Annotated in this window: 11 protein-coding genes; 6 read left to right on the plus strand and 5 right to left on the minus strand. The window is 72.2% G+C overall.

What is annotated here, in order from left to right; genetic code table 11:
- Positions 1-64 precede the first annotated feature (64 nt).
- On the minus strand, positions 65-1,717 hold the full coding sequence (locus WMF46_RS16085; protein ID WP_437986405.1) for a hypothetical protein: 1,653 nt from the start codon (positions 1,715-1,717) through the stop codon (positions 65-67).
- Between the two features lie 178 nt (positions 1,718-1,895).
- Between WMF46_RS16085 and WMF46_RS16090 the strand changes: the two genes are divergently transcribed.
- The 5 genes from WMF46_RS16090 to WMF46_RS16110 all read left to right on the plus strand — a co-directional run bounded on the left by WMF46_RS16090 (position 1,896) and on the right by WMF46_RS16110 (position 11,200).
- The gene (locus WMF46_RS16090) at positions 1,896-2,483 is read left to right on the plus strand and encodes a gluconate 2-dehydrogenase subunit 3 family protein (RefSeq protein WP_437986406.1); all 588 of its coding nucleotides are present in this window, start codon (positions 1,896-1,898) and stop codon (positions 2,481-2,483) included.
- Positions 2,480-4,117 (plus strand): GMC family oxidoreductase, encoded by a 1,638-nt coding sequence (locus WMF46_RS16095; RefSeq protein WP_437986407.1) that lies wholly within the window; start codon positions 2,480-2,482, stop codon positions 4,115-4,117. Before WMF46_RS16090 ends, WMF46_RS16095 begins: the two co-directional genes overlap by 4 nt.
- A gap of 298 nt (positions 4,118-4,415) precedes the next feature.
- Positions 4,416-6,149, plus strand: a complete 1,734-nt coding sequence (locus tag WMF46_RS16100; protein ID WP_437986408.1) for a sigma-54-dependent transcriptional regulator — start codon at positions 4,416-4,418, stop codon at positions 6,147-6,149.
- 402 nt (positions 6,150-6,551) lie between these two features.
- Positions 6,552-7,889 (plus strand): zinc-ribbon domain-containing protein, encoded by a 1,338-nt coding sequence (locus tag WMF46_RS16105; protein ID WP_437986409.1) that lies wholly within the window; start codon positions 6,552-6,554, stop codon positions 7,887-7,889.
- Positions 7,890-8,098: 209 nt separating this feature from the next.
- Positions 8,099-11,200, plus strand: coding sequence for a hypothetical protein (locus WMF46_RS16110; protein ID WP_437986410.1), 3,102 nt, complete (start codon positions 8,099-8,101; stop codon positions 11,198-11,200).
- A gap of 4 nt (positions 11,201-11,204) precedes the next feature.
- On the opposite strand, the gene WMF46_RS16115 is transcribed toward WMF46_RS16110, so the two are convergent.
- Together WMF46_RS16115 and WMF46_RS16120 are read right to left on the minus strand one after the other, a co-directional pair.
- A complete protein-coding gene (locus WMF46_RS16115; protein ID WP_437986411.1) occupies positions 11,205-12,779 on the minus strand; it encodes a hypothetical protein in 1,575 nt (524 codons plus the stop codon).
- Between the two features lie 281 nt (positions 12,780-13,060).
- Entirely contained in the window at positions 13,061-13,744 is a 684-nt protein-coding gene (locus WMF46_RS16120; RefSeq protein WP_437552834.1) for a hypothetical protein, read from the minus strand.
- Between the two features lie 681 nt (positions 13,745-14,425).
- Between WMF46_RS16120 and grxD the strand changes: the two genes are divergently transcribed.
- A complete protein-coding gene (gene grxD / locus WMF46_RS16125; RefSeq protein WP_437552835.1) occupies positions 14,426-14,740 on the plus strand; it encodes a Grx4 family monothiol glutaredoxin in 315 nt (104 codons plus the stop codon).
- Here the strand turns inward: grxD and WMF46_RS16130 are convergent.
- Both WMF46_RS16130 and WMF46_RS16135 read right to left on the minus strand, forming a co-directional pair.
- A complete protein-coding gene (locus tag WMF46_RS16130) occupies positions 14,737-15,498 on the minus strand; it encodes a uracil-DNA glycosylase (RefSeq protein ID WP_437986412.1) in 762 nt (253 codons plus the stop codon). The genes grxD and WMF46_RS16130 overlap by 4 nt on opposite strands.
- Positions 15,495-16,745, minus strand: a complete 1,251-nt coding sequence (locus tag WMF46_RS16135; protein ID WP_437986413.1) for an esterase/lipase family protein — start codon at positions 16,743-16,745, stop codon at positions 15,495-15,497. The genes WMF46_RS16130 and WMF46_RS16135 overlap by 4 nt, the downstream gene beginning before the upstream one ends.
- Between the last annotated feature and the right edge of the window lie 72 nt (positions 16,746-16,817).

Below are 16,817 nucleotides of genomic sequence, written 5' to 3' on the forward strand. Positions count from 1 at the left end.
CGCGAGGCGAAGCGCGAGATGAGGCGCGCGCTCCGGCGACGCGCGCGCTCCGTCGGCGCGCTCGTCAGGGATACGACGTCTTCCCGTAGATGCACCACGCGCCGCCCTTCCGGAGCGCGATGGCCTGGCGGAGCCTGTAGTCCGCCTTGAACCTGGGGTCGTCGTACGAGGCGCGGGAGGAGGGCACCGTCGGGCTCTTGCAGTCGATCGCGGAGGAGATGAGCAAGAAGTAACGCGGGTTCTTCGCGAAGATCACGTCGGTGTAGCCGGCCCCGACCTTGTGCGTGTACGCGCCCGGCAGGCGGGAGACCTCGGGGCTGAGCAGCCCGAGCATGTCCACGACCGGGAAGCCCGTGCGGTAACCGACGTAGCCGATGTCGGCGAGCGCGATGGGGCCAGGCTCCGCGTTCTGGACGAGCCACTCCGCGGAGCGCCCTGCGGCGTCGTCCCAGAAGCCCTTGTCGTTGACGAGGAGGTTCCGCTGGGCCCGCACGAGCTCGCCGGCGCGGGTCGCGATCGTGATCGCGCCGAACGCCGCGATCGCGAGCGACGCCACGCGCTCGCGACGCGCGGCGATCGCGCGGACCGCGTCGTCGGCGAGCAGGAACGCGAACGGCTCCGCGGGCGCGAGGAACCGGAAGTAAGGCATCCAGTCGCCGCCCACCGCGACGACGTACACGCCGAACAGCAGCGCGATCGACGCGATCGCGAGGCCGCTCCGGCGCCGGTGGACGATGGATGAGGCGACCGAGAGGATCCCGAGCCACAGGAAGGCGCCGGCGTGCTGCGCGTACTTGCGGACGTAGTCGCCCCCGCCCTGGATCTGCTGCGCGAAGTCGCCCGTCTTCGCGGCGAGCGTGTTCGGGAGCCACGCGCCGTAGTAGCTGTGCCGCCACACGAGGTGCGCGGCGACCGGGAGCGCGAACGCGACAAGGCGCAGCACGCTCCGGCGCGAGAGCGCCTGCTCCGAGTGCCAGACGACGAGCAGCCCGAGGAACAGCGGCGCCTCCGGGCGGGTGAGCGCGGCGAGCGCGAACACCGCGCCGGACAAGGGGAACCAGGGGAACCATGAGGAGACGGGCGCGGGCCGAGCGCCGCTGTTGTCGCTGGCGGCGTCCTCTTCGCGGAAGAAGAGCTCGGTCCCTGCGAGCGTGAGCAGGAGGAACAGCGGCGTCTCCAGCCCGAACACCGCGTAGCCGGAGAAGAGGACGCTCATCGCGAGCAGCCACGTCGCGAGGCAGGGCACGTTCGAGAACGGACGCAGCCGCCGGGAGAGGAGGTAGGTCGGGACGAGCGCACCTGCGGCGCAGGCGGCGCCGAGCACCTTCGCCGCCGCAGCCGGCGCCGCGCCGAGCTTCACCGCCGCGGCGAGGAGCACCGTCCAGAGGAAGTTCGTGTAGCCCTCGACGCGCTCGCCCACGTTGTAAACGAGCCCGTTTCCGTTCGCGAGGTTCTCCGCGTACCGGAACGAGATGTACGCGTCGTCGATCGTGAAGCTCGCGACGCGGAGCGCAGCCGCGATCGTGATCACCATCGGCGCGAGCAGCCCGAGCGTGAGCTCCAGCGAGGCGGGGAGGGGAGCGCCAGCGAGCCAGGTTCGAAGATCGCGCGCCGGCGAGCTGTGGCGCTCGGCTCCGGACGGCTCCTCGCCTTCGATGGACTCGTCGTGTCCCACCTCCTCGCTCCTCCCCACCGCGGTCACGGGCTCGTCGCTCATCGGGCGCGACCATACCGCGATTGTCACAGCCACAACGTCGAGCTGCGTAAATCGGGACAGGATGGTGTGCGAACACCCGGACGCAGTGCGAACGAAATTGCGCACTCTGACTGTAGGGCTACGCTGTCGAGGCAGCCACGGCGACGGCTTCCCGTGCTGACAAGGAAGGAGTCGAGTGATGAGCGAGCTCGTTGCGCACCTGCCCGTGATCGGTCCCGTCGTTGTCCTGGCGGCGCTCGCCCTCGCCGCCGTCTTCCTCGTGCGCAGGGCGTCGGCCCCCGGTGCGCCCTCTTCCGCGCTGTCCGTGAAGGAGCGGGCCATCGTGGCGGCCTGCGCTGACGCCCTGTTCCCGGCCGGGGGCCCGATCCCGGTCTCCGGCACGGAGGCCGGGCTGGTCGAGTACGTGGACCGCTACGTCGCGCGCACACCGCGGCCTCTCCGGCCCTACATGCGGCTGCTGTTCCACTTCGTCGAGCTCTCGCCCTGGGTCTTCGGGCCGCGCCGCGCCCGCTTCACGCGCCTCCCGCAGGCTGATCGCATCGCGGTGCTCGCGTCGATGGCGCAGAGCTGCATCTACCTCCGGCGGGTGACGTTCCTCTCCCTGCGGACGATGCTCTCGATGGGGTATCTCGCGAACGAGAAGGTCGCCGGCGCGATCGGCGTCGCCTGCTGCGCCACGCCCTTCGAGCGCCGCGTCGCCGGCAGAGCGGCGGGTGAGCCCGCCGCCGCGGCGCCCCCGTCGCTCGCGCCGGGGGTGACGGCGTGAAGCTCCCCGTCTTCCCGGAGCCGCCTCGCGCCGTGGCCCGCGAGCGGCGCTCGCTCTCCGAGGCGACGCTCCGATCGAGGGGCGCGGTGGAGCCGCTCGCGCCCGACGAGCCGCGCTCGCAGGTGAAGGTGTTCGCCGACTACGAGGGCGAGGTGCGGGCGTCGTGCGAGGTGCTCGTCGTCGGCTCGGGGCCGGGCGGCGCGGTCGTCGCCAAGGAGCTCGCCGAGGCGGGGCGCGACGTGATCCTCGTCGAGGAGGGGCCGCCGTTCGGGGTGGAGGATTTCCGCCAGGAGCCGGGCGAGTCGCTCTCGCGCACGCTGCGCGAGGGCGGGATGCGCGCCGCCCGCGGGCGCATGCTTATCCCGACCATGCAGGCGATCGCGCTCGGGGGCGGCTCGGTCGTCAACTCGGCCATCTGCGCGCGCTCGCCCGCCTGGGTGTTCGACAAGTGGGCAGAGCGGACCGGCACGTCCTCGCTCACCCTGGACGCGCTGCTGCCCCACTACGATCGCGTCGAGCGCCTGCTCGGCGTCTCGCCCACGCCGATGGAGGTGCAGGGCGAGCGCAACCTGCGCTTCAAGCGCGGCTGCGACGCGCTGGGGCTGTCGAGCGAGCCGACCCACCGCAACGTGCGCGGCTGTCGCGGCTCGGGCGAGTGCTTCACGGGGTGTCGCAACCGCGCAAAGATGTCGACCGACGTCTCGTACGTCCCCGCCGCGATCCGGGCGGGCGCCCGCGTCTTCACCAGCGTGCGCGCCGAGCACCTGCTGCTCGCCGGCAGGCGCGCAACCGGGATGCGCGGGCGCACGATCGAGCCGTTCACCTGGCGCGAGGGGGCGCCCGTCGAGATACGGGCGGAGCTCGTCGTGCTCGCGGCCGGCTGCATGGCGACCCCGCTCATCCTGCTCCGCAGCGGCGCCGCCGGTTCGAGCGGCCATGTGGGCAACGAGCTGCAGCTCCACCCTGGGCTCGCCATTATGGCGGTGTTCCCGGAGCCCATCGATCCATGGGAGGGCGCGACCCAGGGCTATCACTCGCTCCACTTCATCGAGCAAGGGATCAAGCTGGAGGTCCTCTGGTCGCCGCCGGCCGTGCTCGCCGCGCGATTTCCAGGCCTCGGGCACGACTACCAGCGTCATCTCCGGACATACAACCGGATGGCGCCGTTCGACGTCATCATTGCAGCCGAGCAGTCGCGCGGGACGGTGCGTCCGAAGCGCGGCAGCTGGGACCCTGATGTGCGATTCGACTACGCACCGCGCGACGTCGAGAAGATCCAGCGCGGTCTCGGCATCTTGTCCGACATCTGCTGGGCAGCGGGGGCCTCGTCGATACTGCCCGGGCTGCACGGCGTGCCCGACGAGCTGACGTCGCCCAAAGAAGCCGAGATCCTGAAGAGCAAACGGCTCGACGGGCGTGACACGATCACCGCGGCGAATCACGCGTTCGGTACGGCGCGGATGTCGAGGCGCCCGCGGGACGGGGTGGTCGATGAGGAGGGGCGCTGCCACGATCTGGACAATGTGTACGTCGCTGACACGAGCATCTTTCCTGGAAGTCCTGCAGTGAATCCGATGCTTACGTGCATGGCGCTGGCCGATCGCATCGCATGCGGCATCATCGAGCGCTGGTGATGCGCGCGGCGGCGTGTCACCACAGGAGTCAGTGAGCCAGGGGCGCCACATCCGTCGGGCAGGCACGGCATGTCGCGGACGGTATGTGAGGGGGGCTTTGCACCCGAGAAGGAGGCAACTCCCGAGTTGATACGAGGCCCCGCGAGGTACAAGTTTAACGGCACGTTTCAACTCGCACGGGGCCGAGCCGTCCGTCCGCCGAGCTGGGAGGGAAGCTTTGGGACCGAACGCAGTTTCAGCTGCAATTCCGCGCGGACAAGCGCGCTCGCCGCATCGGAGCCACAGCCATCACGGCCGTGTGCTCCTCGTCGAGGACGAGCCCGACCAGGCGGCCATCCTCGAGGCGGTGCTGCGCCATGAAGGGCTCGACGTCGTCGTTGCGTCGAGCGGCGAGCAAGCGCTCGAGATCCACCAGCGGACGCCGGCTGACGTGCTCGTCACGGATCTCAACCTGCCGGGCATGACGGGGGTCGATCTGATGCGCCGGCTCTCGCCCGGCGAGCTCGAGGGGCCCGAGCCGAAGGCGCCGCCGCCCCACGTGGTCATGGTCACCGGCGCGGCGTCGATCACGAGCGCCGTCGACGCGCTCAAGCTGGGAGCGGCCGACTACCTCCAGAAGCCGCTCGATCCGGCGCGCCTCGTGCTGCTCGTGCGCGAGCTCCTCTCGTCGCCGCCGACCGAGTTCGACGACGACGATCCCCTCCATGGGCAGCTCGTGTTCGAGGGGATGATCGGCGGCTCGCCGCGGATGCGGGAGGTCTTCACCCGCATCGATCGCGTCGCCGCGACGATGGCCCCCGTGCTCATCGTCGGCGAGAGCGGCACGGGCAAGGAGCTCGTCGCGCGCGCCATCCACAACCGGAGCCGCCGCCGCGCGGGCCCGTTCGTGCCGGTCCACACGGGCGCGATCCCGCGCGAGCTCATCGGCAGCGAGCTCTTCGGCCACGAGAAGGGCTCGTTCACCGGCGCGTTCGCGGCCGCGGAGGGCAAGTTCGAGGCGGCGGCGGGCGGCACCGTCTTCCTCGACGAGGTGGGCACGATGGACGCGGCCGTGCAGGTAAGCCTCCTCCGCGTGCTCGAGACGTACCGGTTCACGCGGGTCGGCGGCCGCAAGGAGATCGAGGCCGACGTCCGCGTCGTCGCCGCCACGAACAAGGACCTGCTCGACCTCGTCGACGACTGCGTCTTCCGCGAGGACCTCTACTACCGGCTCAACGTGTTCACGGTGACGCTGCCCCCGCTGCGCGAGCGCAGGGATGACATCCTGCCCATCGCGGAGCGCTTCCTGCTGAAGTTCGCCAAGCGCTACGGCACCCCGGCCCGCCGCCTCTCGGACGCCGCCGTCGAGCGGCTGACCGAGCACGACTGGCCGGGCAACGTCCGCGAGCTGCGCAACGTCATCGAGCAGACGGCGCTCTTCGCCTCGAACGAGCTGGTCTCGGCCAACGACGTCCAGCTCGGCCAGGGCCGGATCGAGCGGCGCTCGGGCCGGCGTTCCTATGACAGCATCCCGTCGGCGAGGGTGGCGGCGCCGGTCGTCCCTGCCGAGCCGGCCGAGCCGCTCTCGGTGCCGATCGTTCATGCCGCCGACCTGGTGGTTCCCTCCGAGCCCGTGCCGTCGCACGTCGGCGCGCAGCCCGTGCCGTCCTCCATCGGCCCAGCCTCGATGCCGCGGAGGCCGGGGGAGGCGGGCGCGCACGAGGCCGAGCCGTCGCGGGACGCCGGCGAAGCGGCCGAGCACCCGCTCGTGCTGCGCCTTCCGGTCGGAACGCGCCTGGCGGACGCGGAGCGCAAGCTCATCCTGCTGACCCTCGAGGCGGTGCGCGGCAACAAACAGCGCGCCGCCCGCGTGCTCGGGATCAGCCGCCGCGGCCTGTACTCGAAGCTGCAGGCGTACGGGGAGCACGTGGGGAGCCACGAGGCCCAGGCGCACAGCGAGAGCGCCGAGCCGCAAGACCCGGTCGACGATGTGCCGGTCGTCACCGACGAGCCGGTCCTGGAAGAGCTCGGTTCCGTGCGCGGCGACGCCTGACGGAGCCTCCTTGCCGCTCTGCGCCGCGCGGCCACACCGCGCCGCGCCGCGAGCTCACACCGCCACACCGCAGGTTCGCAGTACCGCAGCAATCACGGGTCGGGCGGGCGCGTCGAGTGTGAGGCGCCTCCCCGCGCGGATGGGCGCCTGGGCCGCGCCGCGAGGCGGCTGGTCGCACTCCGGAGCCCGACCTGCGCGCTGCTGCGCCGCACCCCGACAACGGTCCCGTCGGAGGTCCGTCCCTTTGTGCTTTACGAAGGGACGACGACCTCGGCTATCGTAAAGCGGAGCTGCGAGATCAGACGCGCGACTGGCACGTCAGAGAGCGAGCCACCGGCGCGGCATCAAGGTAAACTCTACGCGACGCCTCGCCGGCACTACACCCCAGCGGGCCAGCCCCCAATGAAGATCACCTGCCAGTCCTGTCAGTCGAAATACACCGTCTCGGACGAGAAGGTCCAAGGCAGAACCGTCAAGATCAAGTGCCGCAAATGCGGCGCGACGATCCTCGTGAACAGCTCGGGCGTGACGACCAACGGCGGGGTCGCCGATCCGGTCTCCGGCACGAGCGTTCCGAATGACGGGACGACGTACCTGGTCAACGTGGCGGACGGAGATCAGCGCTCGATGGCGCTGGCCGAGATCGTCACGAGCTACCAGTCGGGGGTGATCAACGCCGAGACGTACGTCTGGGCGGACGGCATGGCCGACTGGCAGCCGCTCGGCCAGATCGACACGATCGTCGCGGCCCTGCATGCAGGCAGCGCTCCTGCCTCCGTGGCCGCGCAGGAGGCGGCGCCGGTGCCGTCGACGTCCGTGCCCAGCGGGGGAGCGGCCCTCGGGCAGACCTCCCCGGGCGTCGAGTCGGTCGCGGCGGCCGCTCCTCGAGCAGCGGCTGTGCGTCGCGATCCGGCGCGTCCGACGCAGGATCTCTTCGGCGCGAGCCCGGGCGTCGAGGCGCACCGGCCCAGCTCCGACGACGTGGCCACGAGCGCTCCGCTCTTCAAGAGCGGCGCCGCGCCTGGCCAGCGCGACGAGAACTCGATGCTGTTCTCGCTGAGCGCCCTCACGGCGAAGGCCGCCGCTCCGGCCCCGGCGCGGGCGGCCGTCAGCGCCACGGACGACTCCGGCCTCATCGACCTGAAGGCCCTCGCGTCGGGAGCTGGCGTCCGAGCGCCGTCGCCCGTCGCGAGCATCGTCGCCAACGATGGCGGCCTGTTCCAGCTCAGCGCGCCGATCGTGACCACGGCGCGAGCGCCGTCGGTCGCGCCGCCGAACGTCGGCGAGGCCCCTTCCAAGAACCGCGCCCCGTTGATCATCGCCGCGGGCATCGCGATCGCGGGCATCGCGATCGCAGGTGTCTTCTTCCTGATGAAGGGCGGGGGCAGCACGCCGGTCCCCACCGCGGTCGAGACCGCGCCGCCCACGGCCGCCGCGCCGGCGACGACGGCGCCCCTCGACACGGCGCCCGCGCCCACCGCGCCGGCGACGGCGTCGGCGACCGCGACGGCAGAGCCGGTCGCGAGCGCCGCGCCGAGCGCCACGCCGACGGCAGCAGGGGCGCGCCCGAACGCGAGGCCGACGCCGCGACCGAACACGGGCGGCAGCACCGCAGGCAAGCAGACGCCTGGTGCGGCCGCCCCGGCGCCGGCCGCTCCGGCCCCCGCGAAGCGCGGCGGCTGCGGTTGCGCGGTCGGCGATCTGATGTGCGCGATGCAGTGCTCCGCAAAGGGCAAGTGAACGCGCGTCGGCCGTCGTCCGATCGGTGAGCGGAGATCCTCGTCGCCGGAGCCGCGCGTGCAGCGGCTGCTCCGGCGCTGGGCGTGCGATGCGCGACCGGCGTGGGCCGGCCGCTGCAGAGACGCGCGACGCGAGCCGCGGCTGAACCTTGGCGTGGGCGCCCGCAAGGACGGTGCGGCGCCTGGACCGCCGCGCTAGCATCGTCCGTCATGAGTGAGCCCGACGGGCGGCTGCGCGCGCCGATTCCTCGGCGGATGCCGGGCGCGGCGCGGCGCTCCGCGATGGCGCTGCTCCTTTGCGCGAGCGCGGCGGGGTGCGGTGGACAGGCGGCGATGGCGCCCTCGGGAGGACCGGCGTCGAGCGATCGCAGCGCTTCCGGGCAAGCGTCGCGCCTGGCTCCGGGCGGACGATCCTCGCAGGGGGCGCTCGTGACCATGGTCACTCCATCGCGGCTGCTCCCGGATCTCGTCGGACAGCGCGGCGTGGTGGCCAGCGAGGCGGGGGCCAAGCGGGTGCTCATCGATCGCATGCGCGTCGTCGCGCACGACGATGGATCGCTCGAGCGCGCCGCCGACCTGTTGCCGTCAGGTCAGGTCACCTCGCTCAAGCTGCCGACGCGCCTGGGCGGCGGGTACCTGTTCCACGCCTCGAGCCGCGGCAGCGCGCAGCTCTGGCGGGCCCAGGCGTGGCTCGCCCCGCTCGAGCCGCTCGTCCAGCTGCCGTCGGAGGCGAACGAGATCCTCGCGGGGTTCGATCGCCTCTACGCGCGGCTCTCGCACAGCCACCGGCTCCTCGCGATCGACGCGCAGACGGGCGCGGCGATGCCGCTCGGCCCGCTCCCACCCGCGAGCACGTACGGCCAGATCGCGTTCGCCGACGGATGGCGCGCCCTGGTCGAGGCCGATCTGCGCGGCCTGCTCGTCACGTTCGACGCAGGGGCCACCTGGCGTCAGGTCGAGATCGACGCGCGGCCGACCTCTGTCGCCGTCGTCGGCGGCGATCCTGCCGTCATGACCGCGAGCGGGCTCTACGCGGTCGATGCGCGCGGCGGCGTGACGTACCGCACGCTCGAGGTTTCCGACGACGTGCAGGAGCCGCCGGCGCGCGCGCAGGGGCCTCTCGGGAGGCGCCCGCTCCGCGCCGCGGTCGAGGACGGGTGGCCCGACTCGAGCACGACCGCGGTGGTGGCTCGCGGCGGCGCCCTGGCGCGCGTCTCGCTGCGCGACGGGGCGGTCATCGACGTCGCGCTCGACGCCTATCCGGAGCGAGAGGCGGCCTGCCATGCGATCCGCGCGGGGGCGTCGTTCGGGTTCGTGTGCGGCGAGCGCGAGGGGCCGACGACCCTGTACGCTTTCCAGCCGCCGCTCGGCATGCGCCGGCTGATGCGCTTCGACGAGCCCCGCTTCGTGGTCGCGAGCGGCAACGGCGCGCTGGTGATCCGCGGCTCCTGCAGCGAAGACAGCGCGGAGCGTGCCGGGCGTGCGTACTGCGTCGTCGCCGCCGACGGGCGCACCCGCGAGATCCACGTCCGCGCGCCCGCGCGCGACGTCGGCATCGAGCGCGTCGTCGCGCTGTCCGATGGCCGCATCGCCGTCCTCTCGCCGCCTCGCCTGGACGCGTCGGGGCAGCTCACGCTGCTCAAGGGGAGCGACGTCACGACCGTCCCGCTGATCCTCCCGTCCAAGCCGCGCAGCACCGCGCGCGATCTGCAGCACGGCATGTGGATCGAAGGGTTCGAGGAGCGTGAGCCCGGCGTCATCGGCGGCTGGGTAGAGGCAGGCGGTCCGATCGTGGGCGTTCGGATCGACGCGAAGAGCGGGAAGGTGACCGCGGGGGCGCCGCGCCAGGACGGCACGGGCGCGCTCTTGTCTGGGCGGTTCGCGTTCTCCCTCGGAGAAGGCGAGCGCGCCGCCGAGTCGACGGACGGCGGCATGACCTGGCGCTCGCTCGATCTGCCGGAGCGGGACGACGACGCCGCGGCGTCGAGGACGCGCGCGTGCGGCCCCGTCGGCTGCGTCTTCAGGGGCTGGATCCGGGTCGGCTGGGGCAAGACGGCGCTGCCGGACGATCTCGCCGAGGCGAAGCCGCCGCCGGTGCTCCAGACGCCGCTCCGCGCGGGGAGCCCGATCGCGATGCGCTGCGCGGCCCTCGGCTCCTCGACGCCACCGCTGCCGGACAAGCCTCCCGCCGCGCCTTCCGCGCGCGCCGAGGGAGCGCGCCCGGCCTCGTCGGTCACGCGCTCGGCGTCGACGGAGATACCGACGTCGCCGTGGGCTCCTTTCCGCAACACGCCGCCGCCCAAGCGCGGGGCCGACGAGATCGGCCTCGATAACGGGGCTCCGTACGACATCGTGACGATGCGCGCCTACGCATGGGGCAAGCGAGGCGCAGACTGGGCGCGCGCCGGGCGCTGGCTCCTCCGCTTCGACGATCGCTTCGACCCGGATGGCGGGGTGCGTTCCAGCGGCGTGAGCGCCTCGCCTTGGTCGGATGAGGCGTCGGCCGCCGAGGCGCTCGGGGTGGTGAGTCAGGGGGCGGCGTCCTGGGGCGCGTACCTCGATCCTGGCGGACGGGCCGCGCTGACCCACGTGTGTCGCGGCGCCGGATGCAGCCTGTTCGCAGCCTCTGAAGGGCTGCCGATCCTTCCGTTGCGCGACAGCGCAGGCCGCGCCGGCAATTTCCTCCGGCCGTTTCCGAACGGCGCCGTGCGGCTCGGCGAGACGTGGTTCTTCGCGACGCCCGGCGGCTCGTATGACGTCGTGGCGCTGTGGCGCGCCGACCTCGGGATCGCGCGGCAGCTGGCGACCTACTATCGCCCTGGCCGCTCGGGCTACGGCGTGGATCCTCCGCGCCTGGTCCGGCGCGCGCTGGGCGGCGGCGTCGGCCTGCTCATCTCGGCGGCTCCCGACCCTGGCGTGCGCGCCGGCTCCTGGCACGTGCTCCCGATCGACCGCGAGACCGGCGCGCTCGGCGAGGCCGTGCCGCTCGGCCGCAAGGACCTCGCGGATACACGGATCGAGCGCTGCGCTCCGGGTCAGGACGGCTGGCTCCTCGACACGAGCCTGGAGGGCTCGCCGAGCTTCGATGTCGGCGGAAGCTCTCCCTCCGTCGACGGCGCCGAGTTCCGGCTTCGCCTGGATCCAGGCAGCGCGTGCGTCGAGGCGATGGCGGTGAGGCTGCAGGGCGCCTTCGCGAAGGCACCCGAGAAGCAGAACGACGTTGGCGCCGGCGCGATCCCGCTCGCTGCGACCGAGCGCGCAACGGGCCGGAGGTGGCGGTTGCGCTGCGAGCCGAAAGACGCCGCCAGATGATCCGCTAGTGGGTGATGGCCTCCGGCGAAACGGCGTTCACCCGTCCCTCGACGCCGACCTCCTCGCCTCCTCCGTCGCGGATGGTCCCGAGCCAGTCAGCCGTCCATGCGATCGGCGCGGCGGAGCTGTTGAGCTGCGCAGGGCCTGAAGCGTTCACGACGATCTCGCCGATCCTCCCGGCTGTCTCCGATGCCTCGGTTCCAGCACGCCACAGGAGCGTGAGCCCGTCAGCGCACAGCATCGCCATGCAGTCGCTCGTGCAGTCGGAGTAGCCGCCGAGCAGCTCGCCGAGCGCCTGGCACTCTGCGGCAGCGGCGAGCGCCGCGGGGACGGACTCCGCGGCCGTCTCCGCTGCGACCCCGAGCCCCGTCAGCCCGCCGATGGTTCGGGTTGGCGACCACGTCAGCGTCCCCGCGAGCCGGAGCACGTCGCCGGGATCCGCCGTCCACGACATGAAATGTGCCGGTGGTACGCCCGCGTTGTCAGAGGTCACGCTGCCGAGCCAGCTCGCCTCGAAGAGCGCGCGTCCCTGCATGTCTGCCACGCCGCTCAGCTGGCCGTCGAGCGCGAGCGGCGTCCCCGCGAGCCCGGTACGCGCCCATCCACGACACCTGTCGCGCAGGGGGATCGGGAGCGCGGCGAGGTGCGCCTGTGCTGCGGCGTCCCAGTCACGCTCGACCCGCTGCGCGGCAAGCGCGCGCGCATGGTCCGGCGGCGCCGCGCGCTGCATGGCGTCGAGCAGGGACGCGGCTTCCGCGCCGGCAGGCAAGAAGGCGTCGAGCAGCTGCTCGGTCGCTGCTTCGAGCATCGCGGTCAGCCCCTCCGCTGTCACGAGGGTCAGCTTCGTGTCGAGGCGCGTCGCCGCCATATCGATCGGCAGGTCCTTGATCGGGACCCGGACGTCGCGCGCGGAGCCGGCCTGCAGCTCTCGTTCGCCCACGCAACCCCACATGATCCGACCGCTGTGCAGGGCGACGGTAAGGCTCGGCCCTACAGGCGCGCCCTTGACGACAACCGGTTCGTCCGGACCGCCGTGCGCCACGAGCGCGCCCACGGGTGCTTCAGGCGCAGCGGCCGCGATCTCCTCGCAGGTGGCCTCCGCGACGACGCTCGCCGTCCAGTCCTTCGCGACGCGCGTCCCCTCGTAGACCGGGATGACGCGGAGCGTACCGAAGCCCTCCGCGCTCACCGAAACACCGAGCTCCGCGGACGGCCCGCCCTTCGTCGCGGCGCGGAGCCGAAACGTGCTTCCCAGGGTCGACGCGTGGAGCTGAACCGAGGCCCTGCCATTTTCGTCCGCGACGGCCGTGGTGCGGTCGACCCATGCACCTGCAGCTTCGCCGAGGAGGGTGAAGCTCACCTCGTAGGGCGCCGGTGGTTGTCCCGTGACCCAGACCGTGCGCAGCTCCCCTGGCACGAGCTGGAGCGTGCCTTCCTCCTCGAACGCCAGGACGGTGGGTTGAGCGGTGTCCCCGGGCATGTCGGGGCCGCCCGTCGACTCATCGGCCATACGAAAAGAGCAGGACGCCAGTCCCACGATGGCGATCCAGGGAGCCGAGTACTTCCAAGGCAAGCTCACTCTTGGAGTGTACCTTGCATCTCCCCCAGCGAACAGTGGAGGGGCAAACGTACGACGGCATTCCGGGTGAGCCCTGTCCGTCGGTCACCGACGCTACCGAGCAGAGCTTGGGGTGAGTAGGGTCGCACAGTCGTGCCGTCGCGAGCTGTGCCGCGAGGCGGTGGTGCCAGGGCCGCGTGGCGGCAGCGGACGACCGCAGGGCAGCGGACGTCCCTAAGGCGCGACCGGTGGCGCCGCGCCTCGATACCTGAGGCAGACGGCGCCAGCCCGCAGGGGCGCGACTACTTCACGTAGATCTGGGCGACGGCGAGGCCGCTGCCCTTGACGGTCATGATGGCCTTCGCGGGGCCGCCCACGGGGAGCGGATTCTTGAAGCAAGAGCCTTTGCCACCGAGCGTGGCGTTCGGTCCCGTGGTGTTGTCCTGGGAGAGCACCACGGGCGGCAGCATCGGCGCGGGCTGCGCGACGATCTGCAGGTTGAGCTCCTGGACGCCGAGGCCCACGCCGATCACCGAGTAACACTTGCCCGGCTGGATATTGAACGGCTGCTCGAGCGTCTGGCCGTCCTGGAACTGCCCGGCGAACGCGCCGCCCTCCGGCTGCATGCCCTGGACCTCGGAGGCCGCCATGGCGGTGAGGATCGGGGTCGCTGCGCTGACCGCAGCAGGCGCGATCGGGGTCGCCTGGCCGGTGCTCGTGCCCGTTGCGGTCGGCGTCGTCGGCGTCGGGGTGGGGGTCGTGGTGGCCGGCGGCGGGTACTGGCCCGGCTGCGTGGGTTGGCCGTACTGGCCCGGCTGGGTGGGCTGACCGTACTGTCCGGGCGGGTATTGTCCGGGGGGGTACTGGGTTGACGCCCCGTACTGGTTCTGCATCTGCGACGGGTTGTTCGGCTCCGGGTCGCTGCCGCCGCAGGCGAGGGGCGCGAGGCCGAGCAGGGCCGCTGGGATGAGGACGTGCAAGCGCATACGAGGCTCCTTCAGGGTTGTGCGGGTGAGGCCGCGATAATGGGACGCTCGCCGCACCCGCGGCGGCTCACCGCCGCTGGTCACGGTCGGTAAGACGGCCGAGGTGGGGGCGTGTTCTACAACGACTTGGCGGCGCGAGGCCAGACGCTGCGGTGAAGATGGCACGAGGCGCGTCCAGCGAGCGGAAAGCGGCGTCGCCGCGGCCTGGGTACACAGGTCCCGGAGCACGTTGTCGACCAGCGTTCGACGTTTCCGTGTTCGCGGCCGCGCGCGCGGCGTCGATCGCCCCCCGTGTCCCCGCACGGCCGCGGCCGTCGAGCCCCCCCCGATGGATGCGCTGAGCCTGGCCGGCGCCGCCTACCGCCGCCTACTGCCCCATTCCTCGCGAAGACGCACCAAGCCGTCGGCGCACCCGCCGGAGGAACCACTGGTCCCTGCAGCCCTCCATGGGACCCCTGCGGCGCTCCAGCCCAGTTGACGCGGGCGGAGGGCGACACCAGAAACCCCGTTCACAACCGCGCGCGGGGCGGGGCGGTCACGTGGTCCGCTTGGCGAGCCCAGCGCGGTCCCGTCGCGAGCCCGGCCGGCACGCCACGGCGTGCGGCCCGGCAGTCACGCGCCGCTTCTGTGTAGATTGAACAATGGGCGATCCCGCTCGCGGCGGGAGATCAGGAACGAGCCATGAGCGACATCCACCAGGCGATCAAGGATACCGTCGAGAGCAACCGCGTCGTCCTCTTCATGAAGGGCACGAAGACCTTCCCGCAATGCGGGTTCTCGGCGCGGGCCGTCGACATCCTGAAAAAGTGCGGCGTGGACTTCAAGGACGTCAACGTGCTGTCCGATCCCTCGCTGCGCCAAGGGATCAAGGACTTCTCGCAGTGGCCGACGATCCCGCAGGTCTACGTGGACGGGAAGTTCATCGGCGGCTCCGACATCCTGACGGAGATGTTCCAGTCGGGCGATCTGCAGAAGCTCCTGTCGAAGCAGGACTAACGTCCGGATCGCTCGGGGGCGCGAAGCCCCGCCGCGCTGACGGCGCGGCGCAGGACCTCGTCGAACATGTCGCCGGTGAGCCGCCCCGTCTGGGTGTTCTGCTGGCTGACGTGGTAGCTGCCGAAGAGCAGCGCCGCCCCGGCGCCGCCGCGCGGATCGGGGATCGCCGCCTCCACGCTGTGCGCGAACGGTGGGAGGCGCGGGTGAGCTTCCGCGCGATCCCCCGCGGACGCGCCGCGCGAGCGGGCGAGCGCGGCGACGGCGTCATAGCCGATCTTGCCGAGCGCGAGGTAGACGCGCGCCCGATGCAGCGCCGCGAGCTCTCGGTCGATCCACCCGCGGCACGCCGCGAGCTCGGCGATGGTGGGCTTGTTGTCCGGGGGAGCGCAGCGGCAGGGGGCGGTGATGAACACGCCCCGGAGCGAGAGCCCATCGTCGCGCGAGGTGCTCGTCGGCTGCGAGGCGAGCCCCGCTCGATAGAGCGCCGCGTAGAGGAAGTCACCCGACCGATCGCCCGTGAACATGCGGCCGGTGCGGTTCCCGCCGTGCGCCGCCGGGGCGAGCCCGACGATCACGAGCGGCGCGTCCGGATCGCCGAAGCCCGGCACAGGGCGGCCCCAGTAGGTCTGGTCCCGGTAAGCGCGCCGCTTCTCTCGCGCGACTTCCTCGCGCCACGCCACGAGCCGCGGGCAGCGCCGGCACTCGACGAGCTCCGCCGTGATCAGATCGAGCGCGCGCGCCGCGCCGCCGCGGCTCACGCGGCGGGCTCGCCGCCCGAGCTCGTCGATGCGCTGCTCTGCCCCACGTCCACGCCGCGCTCCGATGCGCGCGCCTCCGCGAGCGGGCGCGGCGGCGCCGCCGCGTGGTCTGTCAGGCCGCTCTGCTCGCCGGCCACCATCCCGGTCACGATGCGGTCGAGCACCGCGTCGAAGCGCAGGCGATTGAAGCGAGCTCCGCTCGCCAGCCAGTCGATGTGCCCGCCCTTGCCCGGAAAATGGCCGACGATGTCCAGGTGGTCGGCCTTGCCGGCCCAGATGAGCTCCCCCCAGACCTGCGAGGCCAGCGGGACCACGCCGTCGTTGGCGTCCGGCGGCGGCAGCTCCCCGAGAACGCGCGCGAGCTTCTGCTCGATCGATCCGTCATGGGAGCGGCAAGGGTAGTGCTCGTTCAGGCGGGCGGTGATGTTCGACAGCGCGGTGAAGATGGCAGCCGACATCGCTCCCCACGGCGACCGGAGCGCCGATACCCAGTCGCGGACGGCGTTGCGTGGCGCGTACGTCGCGACGCTCTGGTACCGCAAGCCCGCGCGGTCCTCGAGTCCGGCGTGGAGCAGATCCATCGCCTCGGGCATGAGCTGGACGATGGCGCCCTGGTCGTCGCGCAAGAGCTTCAGCCAGGCGCGCAGCTCGCGGCTCGATGCGTCGTCGAGCACGCGGATGAAGCTCTCGACCGCGCGATCGATGAGCTCGATCTCGAAGAAGCCGAGCTGCGCCCGGCCGAACGCGGCGACCAGCGCCGACGCGGCGGCGAGCGGCGGCGCGCCGAGCTTGAGGCCGGCCACCGTCAGCGCGGTGACGGCGTAGAGCAGGCGCTGGCCGCTCACCGTGGCGAAGAAGGCGGCGAGCGGGGTGCCGAAATGGGGCGTGTTGATGGTGGTGACGGACCGCAGCCGGCTCGTCCAGCCGAGCCGGCGGTGAGCGTTCCCGGGGAGCCGTGACGTCGGCGAAGCGACGAGGCGAGCGTCCAGGCCTCCGGTCGAGTGGCCTACGATGTGGATGGGGCCGTCGTCGTCCCCGGCGCTCTCGTCCACGAGGCGGGCGAGCTTCGCCGCCCGGCGGAGGATGGAGGCCGTCGGGTGGACCTCGCAGACGTGGATCTCGACGATCCGGCCGCGATCGCGGAACCGCTCCTCGATTGCGCGGATGAAGTGCTCGAAATACTCGAGGGAGGCGAGGGTCGCGAAGCCGAACATGCCCGGCGACAGGTAGACGCGCGTCTTCTGCACGCGCGGGAATGTGCCATGTCCACCGGCCCTCCGCGGCATTTCCATCGCCGCCCGCGCCTGCGACCGTGACAG

Source organism: Sorangium sp. So ce117, assembly GCF_051524395.1.
GTDB classification, from domain to species: Bacteria; Myxococcota_A; Polyangia; order Polyangiales; family Polyangiaceae; genus Sorangium; species Sorangium cellulosum_B.

Coding starts and splice junctions, on each gene's coding strand:
- WMF46_RS16085 (WP_437986405.1), bottom strand. CDS start 1,717: ATGAGCGACGAGCCCGTGACCGCGGTGGGGAGGAGCGAGGAGGTGGGA.
- WMF46_RS16090 (WP_437986406.1), top strand. CDS start 1,896: ATGAGCGAGCTCGTTGCGCACCTGCCCGTGATCGGTCCCGTCGTTGTC.
- grxD (WP_437552835.1), top strand. CDS start 14,426: ATGAGCGACATCCACCAGGCGATCAAGGATACCGTCGAGAGCAACCGC.
- WMF46_RS16110 (WP_437986410.1), top strand. CDS start 8,099: ATGAGTGAGCCCGACGGGCGGCTGCGCGCGCCGATTCCTCGGCGGATG.
- WMF46_RS16120 (WP_437552834.1), bottom strand. CDS start 13,744: ATGCGCTTGCACGTCCTCATCCCAGCGGCCCTGCTCGGCCTCGCGCCC.
- WMF46_RS16105 (WP_437986409.1), top strand. CDS start 6,552: ATGAAGATCACCTGCCAGTCCTGTCAGTCGAAATACACCGTCTCGGAC.